General features: G+C 72.5%; 6 protein-coding genes and 1 pseudogene. 5 read left to right on the plus strand and 2 right to left on the minus strand.

Annotation, left to right across the window (positions count from 1 at the left end):
• Together RB608_RS28130 and RB608_RS28135 are read right to left on the minus strand one after the other, a co-directional pair.
• Window positions 1-185: pseudogene (locus RB608_RS28130) on the minus strand (2-oxoacid:ferredoxin oxidoreductase subunit beta); the annotation flags it as partial.
• Window positions 182-2,113: a 2-oxoacid:acceptor oxidoreductase subunit alpha gene (locus tag RB608_RS28135; RefSeq protein WP_392391072.1), complete on the minus strand. Its 1,932-nt coding sequence runs from the start codon at window positions 2,111-2,113 to the stop codon at window positions 182-184. The pseudogene RB608_RS28130 and the gene RB608_RS28135, both read right to left, overlap by 4 nt.
• A 41-nt stretch (window positions 2,114-2,154) precedes the next feature.
• On the opposite strand from RB608_RS28135, the gene RB608_RS28140 reads away from it, so the two are divergent.
• The 5 genes from RB608_RS28140 to RB608_RS28350 all read left to right on the plus strand — a co-directional run bounded on the left by RB608_RS28140 (window position 2,155) and on the right by RB608_RS28350 (window position 7,601).
• Window positions 2,155-2,943, plus strand: a complete 789-nt coding sequence (locus RB608_RS28140) for an SDR family oxidoreductase (protein WP_308091416.1) — start codon at window positions 2,155-2,157, stop codon at window positions 2,941-2,943.
• Window positions 2,944-3,013: 70 nt separating this feature from the next.
• Entirely contained in the window at window positions 3,014-5,074 is a 2,061-nt protein-coding gene (locus RB608_RS28145) for an acyl-CoA dehydrogenase family protein (RefSeq protein ID WP_308091417.1), read from the plus strand.
• Window positions 5,075-5,100: 26 nt separating this feature from the next.
• Complete coding sequence (locus tag RB608_RS28150) at window positions 5,101-6,051, plus strand: NADP-dependent oxidoreductase (protein WP_308091418.1); 951 nt, start codon at window positions 5,101-5,103, stop codon at window positions 6,049-6,051.
• Window positions 6,035-7,108 carry an LLM class flavin-dependent oxidoreductase gene (locus RB608_RS28155; protein WP_308091419.1) on the plus strand — a complete coding sequence of 358 codons (1,074 nt, stop codon included), beginning with the start codon at window positions 6,035-6,037 and terminating at the stop codon, window positions 7,106-7,108. The genes RB608_RS28150 and RB608_RS28155 overlap by 17 nt, the downstream gene beginning before the upstream one ends.
• A gap of 244 nt (window positions 7,109-7,352) precedes the next feature.
• Window positions 7,353-7,601: a type IV toxin-antitoxin system AbiEi family antitoxin domain-containing protein gene (locus RB608_RS28350; RefSeq protein ID WP_392391071.1), complete on the plus strand. Its 249-nt coding sequence runs from the start codon at window positions 7,353-7,355 to the stop codon at window positions 7,599-7,601.
• The last annotated feature ends 66 nt before the right edge of the window (window positions 7,602-7,667 follow it).

Here is a 7,667-nt window from a genome sequence, read left to right on the forward strand (position 1 = left end):
CAGCCGATGCCGGAGATGAAGACGATGTTCTCGCGGCGTAGGCCGAGGTCGGGGAGGAAGGACTGGACGGCTTTGAGGACGGCGTAGTCGCCGCAGCCGGGGCACCAGCGGACCTCCTGATCGCTGGAGAAGTCCTTCGCGGTCAGCGTCGGCGGTGCGGTCAGGGGCAGGTCGATAGCGGTCATGCGGTGGCCTCCGCGGTGGTGGTGACGTGGGCGAGCAGGTCGGCGGCCAGCGCCTCGGCCCCGAAGGGCAGTCCGCGCACTGTGGTGATCGGCCGGACGTCGACGAGGTACTCCGCGCGCAGCAGGCGGGAGAGCTGGCCGAGGTTCATCTCCGGGCACACGACCCGGTCGTAGCGGCGCAGGATCTCGCCGAGGTCATGCGGGAACGGGTTGAGATGGCGTAGGTGCACCTGGGCGATGGCGCGCCCCGTGGCCCGGACCCGACGGCACGCGGCGCCGATCGGCCCGTACGTCGAGCCCCAGCCGATCACCAGGACCTCGGCCTCGCCGGAGGGATCGTCGACCTCGAGCGGCGGGAGGGAGTCGGCGATGCGTCGGACCTTCTCGGCGCGGATCCGGACCATCGCGTCGTGGTTGGCGGGGTCGTAGGAGATGTTGCCGTGACCCTCGTCGGTGGTGCCGGCCTTCTCGAGGCCGCCGATGCGGTGCTCCAGGCCGGCGGTGCCGGGGATCGCCCAGGGCCGGGCCAGCGTCCTCTCGTCGCGGAGGTACGGCCAGAACTCGTCCGGCGCGCCATCGGCACTCGCGGCGGAGGCGTGGTTGGGCCCGGTGGCGAAGTCGGGCTCGATCCTGGGCAGGTCGGCGACAGCGGGGATGGCCCACGGCTCGGAGCCGTTGGCGAGATAGCCGTCGGAGAGCAGGAAGACCGGAGTGCGGTAGGTGACCGCGATCCGGGCGGCCTCGATCGCGGCGGCGAAGCAGTCGGTCGGGGACTGGGCGGCGACCACGGGCATCGGCGCCTCGCCGTTGCGGCCGTACATCGCCTGGAGCAGGTCGGACTGCTCGGTCTTGGTCGGCAGTCCGGTCGACGGGCCGCCACGCTGCACGTCGACGACCACGAGGGGGAGCTCGGTCATCACGGCCAGGCCGATCGCCTCGGACTTGAGCGCCACTCCGGGACCGGACGTCGCGGTCACGCCGAGCACCCCAGCGAACGACGCGCCCACCGCGGCGCCGATCGCGGCGATCTCGTCCTCGGCCTGGAAGGTCGTGACGCCGAAGCTCTTGTGCTTGCTCAGCTCGTGGAGGATGTCGGAGGCCGGGGTGATCGGGTAGGCGCCCATCAGCACCGGCAGCCCGCTCAGCCGGCCGGCGGCGACGAGTCCGTACGAGAGCGCGGTGTTGCCCGTGATGTTGCGATAGCGGCCGGCGCGGACCGGCGCCGGCTTCACGACGTACGACACCGCGAACGTCTCGGTGGTCTCGCCGAAGCTCCAGCCCGCCCGCAGTGCGGCGATGTTGGCGTCGCGGATGGCCGGCTTGGTCGCGAACTTGGCCGCCAGGTGGGCCTCGCTCCCGTCGACGTCGCGCCCGTAGAGCCAGGAGACCAGGCCGAGGGCGAACATGTTCTTGGAGCGCGCCGCGTCCTTGCGGGAGAGCCCGAACTCCTTGACCGCCTCGACCGTCATGCCGGTGAGGTCGAGGGCATGCACGGCGAACTCGGCCAGCGTGTCGTCTTCGAGCGGGTTGACGTCGTAGCCGACCTTGGCGAGGTTGCGCGCGGTGAAGTCGTGGGTGTCGACGATGATCGTCGCCCCGCGCCGGAGATCGGTCAGGTTGGCCTTCAGCGCGGCCGGGTTCATCGCCACGAGCACGTCGGGTCGGTCGCCCGGCGTGAGGATGTCGTAGTTGGCGAAGTGCAGCTGGAAGCTGCTGACGCCGGGGATCGTGCCCTGCGGGGCGCGGATCTCCGCCGGGAAGTTCGGGAGCGTGGAGAGGTCGTTGCCGAAGACGGCCGCCTCCTGGGTGAAGCGGTCTCCGGTCAGCTGCATCCCGTCGCCGGAGTCGCCGGCGAAGCGGATGACCACGCGGTCGAGCTCGGTCACGGTCGAAGACACGGTACTCCTATCTCTGATAATGATTCCAATGTAATCTCGGCTCGGAGAGGTGTCAATCGAGGAGGAGTCCCATGTTGCAGAGTCCGTCGGTCGCCCTGGTCACGGGAGGGGCGCGCGGGATCGGCGCCGCCCTCGTGGAGCGGATCGTCGCCCAGGGTGGACAGGTCGTCGTCGCCGACGTCGACGAGCGCGCGGGACGGGCGCTCGTCGGACGTCTCCGCGGAGGCGCCCGGTTCGTGCCCTGCGACGTGACCGACGAGCGGCAGGTCGCCGCGGCGGTCGACACGACCGCGGCCCTCGGCCCGGTCGACGCGGTCTTCGCCAACGCCGGCGTGGCCGGTGTGACCGGCCGGATCGAGGAGACCGGTCTGGCCGACTTCCGGCGGACGACGGACCTCCTGCTGACGAGCGTCTTCCTCACCGTCAAGCACGCGGTCCGTGTGATGCGCCCGCAGGTGCACGGCTCGATCGTGTGCACGGCGAGCGTCGCCAGCGTCCGGGGCGGGCTGGGCCCGCACGTCTACACCGCCGCGAAGCACGCGGTGAAGGGGCTCGTCGAGTCGGTCGCGGTCGAGGTCGCGCCGTACGGGCTGCGGATCAACGCGGTCGCGCCGGGCGGCACGGTGAGCTCGCTGTCGGCCGGCCTGATGGGCGACGCCGACGACCTCGCGACGCCGTACCGGCGGCTGGCGGAGGCCTCGTCGAGCGGCATCCCGACGACGGCGGACGACGTCGCGGCGGCCGCGCTCTTCCTGGCCACTGCGGCCCGGGTCAACGGCGCCTGCCTCGTCGTCGACGGCGGGGACGACGTCCCGGCCGCCAGGGGGCGCAGCTACTACGGCGTGAAGCCGGCTCTGTGATCCCGACCATGACTATGGTATTCATAGATAGCGCGGGTGTGGCAAGGCGAGAGTGAGGAGACCGGGCGGCATGGCCGAGGTGGAGGACTTCCGGGACGCCGTGGCGGGTGTGCTCGACGGGCTCTGGCCCGCCGCTGTCGACGTCGCGACGGCCGACGCCGCGAAGGTCGCCGAGGCCGCCGTCCAGCAGGGGTGGTTCCAGCTCGGACCGGAGGGTGCCGCGGACTACCTCGTCGCCGCCGTGCGCACGCTCGGGCGTCGCGCGTGCCCGCTGCCCCTCGCCGACGCGTACGTCGCCAGCCGGCTCCTGCCCGACCGGGCCGGCGCCATCGGCGCCGGTGAGATCCGTCCGGCCGTCGTCCTGGACACCGGCCCCCTGATCGTCGACGACGCCGGCACGTCCTCCCACGTGCTCGTTGTCGACACCCACACCGGCGCGGTCTCCCTGCGGGAGATCGACGTCGCCGAGCCGCTCGAGGGGCTGGCCCGCCCGGCCTGGCGCCGGCTGGCGCCGGGGGCCGTCGTGGCCGAGCGCACGGTCGAGCCCGCGGCCGTGGCCGAGGCGGTCGCCGTACTGCGCCTGTGCGTCGCCGCCCGCGCCGTCGCCGCCGCGGGCCGGGCGCACGAGCTCGCCGTCGAGCACGCGAAGGTGCGCCGCCAGTTCGGCCGGGTGATCGGCGCGTTCGGCGCCGTCCAGCAGCGGGTGGCCGCCGGCCAGATCGACCTGTCCGCGAGCGAGGCGCTGGTCGACGAGGCCGTCGGCGCGCTGCTCGCCGGACGCGACGACGCCCCGCTCGCCGCGGCCCTGGCCGCCCGGCACGCGCGGACCGCCGCGCAGCGGGTGCTCGCCGGCGCCCAGCACACGCTCGGCGCGGTCGGCTTCTTCGAGGAGCACGACGCCGCCTGGCTCTTCCGCCGGGTCCACACCGACCTCACCCATCTCGGCGGCGGTCTCGACGACCGTCGCGATGACGGCGTGGCCGCCCGGCTGCTCGCCGGCGAGGCGCTCCCGCACTTCCACCTGGGGACGCGCGCCGAGGCGTTCCGCGACGAGGTCCGCGCGCTGCTCGCCCGGCACCGGACCGGCGACGGGTACGACGTCGAGGCGCTGTGCCAGGAGATGGACGACCAGTCGCTGCTCGCCCTCAACTGGCCCCCGGAGCACGGCGGTCGCGCGGCCGCCGTCGAGGAGCAGGTCGTGCTCCACGAGGAGATGAAGTACGCCGGCGGCCCGGTCGACCGCGCGATGAGCGCCACGATGCTGATCGGCCACTCGCTGCTGCGCCAAGGCACGCCGGAGCAGAAGGCGCAGTTCCTGCCGCTCCTGCACGCCGGACAGCTGGCGTTCTGCCTCGGCTACTCCGAGCCGGAGGCCGGTTCCGACCTCGCCTCGCTGCGCACCCGCGCGGTCCGCGACGGCGACGGGTGGGTGATCGACGGGCAGAAGCTGTGGACCACGCGCGGGCAGACCGCCTCGCACGTGTGGCTCGCGGTCCGCACCGACCCCGACGCCACGCCCCGGCACGCGGGGATCACCATCTTCCTCGTCCCGATGGACACGCCGGGGATCACCGTCCAGCAGCACGTCGCGCTGTCCGGCGAGGTCTCCTGCACCGTGTTCTACGACGGCGTGCGGGTGCCCGACAGCGCCCGGGTCGGCGAGGTGCACGGCGGCTGGAAGGTCGTCACCGACGCGCTCACCGCCGAGCGGGTGGTGATGGGCGGCGTGGCCGCGACGCTGCGCCGGCACTTCGACGAGACGCTTGCGTTGCTGCGGGCCCGGGTCGCGGACGGCGGCACGGTCGACGCCCTCGACCGGGACCGGATCGCCTGGGTCGCCGCGCGGCTCCAGGCCGCCCGGGCGCTCGTGCTGCGGGCGACGCGGTCGATGGACGGCGGCGGCAGTGGCGGCGGCGACGCCCGCATCGCGGGCCCGATGGCCGCCGTCCTCAGCGGCGACCTCGCCGAGGAGCTCGGCCGCACCTGCCTCGACGTCCTCGGTCCCGAGGCCGCGCTCGCCGGCCGGTACGACGCCGCCATCCGGGTCGCGCCGATGTACGTCATCGGCGGCGGCACCAACGACATCCAGCGGGGGATCATCGCCCGTGGCCTCGGCCTGCCCCGGGAGTGAGGGTGCGGACCAAGCTCACGAGTCCGGTGCCTTCGGTGCGCGTGGTGCAGTACGCGTATGGCGGACCGGAGGTCCTCGAGCAGGCGGTGGTGGAGGTCCCTCGACCGCGCGCAGGCGAGGTGCTGGTGCGGATGGCGGCCACGTCGGTCAACCCCATCGACGTGAAGACGCGCGAGGGGAGGGGAGCGGCGGCGTCACTGGGCTCGTTCCCGATCTCCGTGGGATGGGACGTCGCCGGAGTCGTCGAGGCGGTGGGCGAGGACGTGCACTCGCTCGCTGTGGGACAGCGGGTGTTCGGGATGCCCTTCTTTCCGCAGCAGGCGGCCTCCTACGCCGCCCACGTCGTCGCTCCGGTGGAGCACCTGGCCGTCCTGCCGGACGCGGTCGACGTCGCGACAGCGGGGGCGTTGCCGCTGGCCGGTCTGACCGCGCTCTCGGCTGTGCGTGACCTCGCCGGGGCGCGCCCTGGACGACGACTGCTCATTCGCGGCGCGGCGGGCGGCGTCGGCCATCTCGCCGTACAGATCGCGAAGATCCTCGGTGCGGAGGTCGTCGCGGTCGATGGCGCCGAGAAGGGAGACTTCGTCCGAGGCCTCGGGGCCGACGAGTTCCGGGACCGCGCCGACGAGGGTCCCCTGCCGCAGGTCGATGCGGTCGTCGACCTCGTCGGTGGGGCCCAGCTGGCGGGCTCGGTCGCGACGACCGTGCGGGGCGGCGTGGTCGTCTGCGTGCCGGGCGGAGCCGACGCCGGGCTCGATGAGCTCGCGTCCCGGGCGGGGGTGCGCGCGGAGCGCGTCGCCGTCCGTCCCGACCGCGACGGTCTGGAGACACTCGCCCGGTGGTGCGCAGAAGGTGCGCTCCACGTCCACCTCTCCGCGCGGTTCGCGCTCGACGAGATCGTCGAGGCGCACCGCGCGCTGGCCAGCCGCGGGATCCGCGGCAAGATCGGCATCACCGTCGATGCCGCAATCCCATGACGACGAGCACTCTGCGTCGTTCGACGATCTCTCACTGGAGGACACCATGCCGTTGAAGTTCGGTCTCGCCATCATGAACGACTTCCCGCCGGGGGTCGTGCCCGCGTCGCGGGTGTCGATGCTGCGTGAGCAGGTGCGCGCCGCCGCGGATGCCGGCATCTCCTCGATCTGGGTGCTGCAGCACTACCTGGGCAGCATGCCCACCCTCCAGCCGGTGCCGCTGCTGTCGGCGCTCGCGCAGGACGCCGGCGAGATGACGCTCGGTACCAACATGTTCATCCTCCCGCTGCGCCACCCGGTCGAGGTCGCCGAGGAGTTCGCCACGCTCGACCACCTCACCGGCGGTCGTGCGGTGGCCGGCTTCGGCATGGGCTACCGCGAGAACGAGTTCGCCGCCTTCGGCATCCCGATGGACGACCGGGTCGGCCGGTACGACGAGAGCGTGCGGCTCATCCGCCAGCTCTGGAGCGGCGAGCAGGTGACCTTCGAGGGCGAGCACTTCCAGGTGGTGGACGAGAAGATCAGCCTGACCCCCGTCCAGCCCGGCGGTCCGCAGGTCTGGATCGGTGCGGGCCCCCACAAGAAGGGCGCCGAGCGCGCGGCCCGGCTCGGCGACGCGTGGATCGTGCCGCCGCACGTCACGCCCGAGCGGCTGGCCGTCGTCCTCGGTCACTACCGCGCGGAGCGCGAGCGGCTGGGCAAGCAGACCTCCGAGCTGGTGGTGCGCCGCGAGCTCGTGCTCGACGACGACCGGGACCGGGCCCGGGCGATCGGCGTCGCCGCCCGCGGCGCCCTGACCCAGAAGTACGCCGCCTACAACGCGCCGCAACAGGGCGAGGCCTACAAGCACCTGCAGACGGACCAGGCCGCCGAGGAGGTCGCCGACGCGTCGTACCTGTTCACCGACCCGCCCTCGGCTGTGGCCGCGCTCAAGGACCTCGAGGCTCAGGGGCTGACCCATGTCGTGCTGCGGATGCAGTGGTACGAGCTCGGTCAGGAGCAGGTGCTCGCCACGCTGGAGAAGTTCAAGAACGAGGTGCTGCCGGCGTTCCGGTGACCTGGGGCGGGCGGAGCTGTAACTACCTGTTCTTGCTGCTGTCTGATCCGTAGACCGGTATGGCAGAGGCAAGGACAGGTAGTTACAGCTCGCGGATCGCGCCGGCAACGACAAACTGCGGACTCGTCACCCTGGCCCCTCGACAGGCCACTTGCTGTCCACAGGGGGTGTAGTAGGCAACCTTGCCCACAGGCCTGACGGGCGAGTGTTGAACGCCGGCGAGGGCGCGCACACCCTCGGGCACATGGATCCTCGTGTGGAAGCTGCCATCGCCGCCAACCACGGAGTCATCAGCCGGGCGCAGGCGCTCGATTTCGGTGTTGGCCCGAGTGCTGTCCGTGCCCTGCTGCGGGATCGGGTGTGGGTCGTGGTGCGACGCGGTGTGTACACGACGCGATCGATCTGGGAGGCCCTCGACGAGTACGTCGCTCGCCCGCTCCGTAAGAGTCCCAGGGTGTGGTGGGGTTTGAGGGACCACGGCGGGGCTGCCTGACGTAGGCGGCCATCGGCGGGATCTTCGGTGTGTACGGCCAAGCACGCACTGAAGAGGAGCCCCATC

The organism is Nocardioides sp. LHD-245 (genome assembly GCF_030929495.1).
In the GTDB taxonomy this organism is placed as follows: Bacteria; Actinomycetota; Actinomycetes; order Propionibacteriales; family Nocardioidaceae; genus Nocardioides.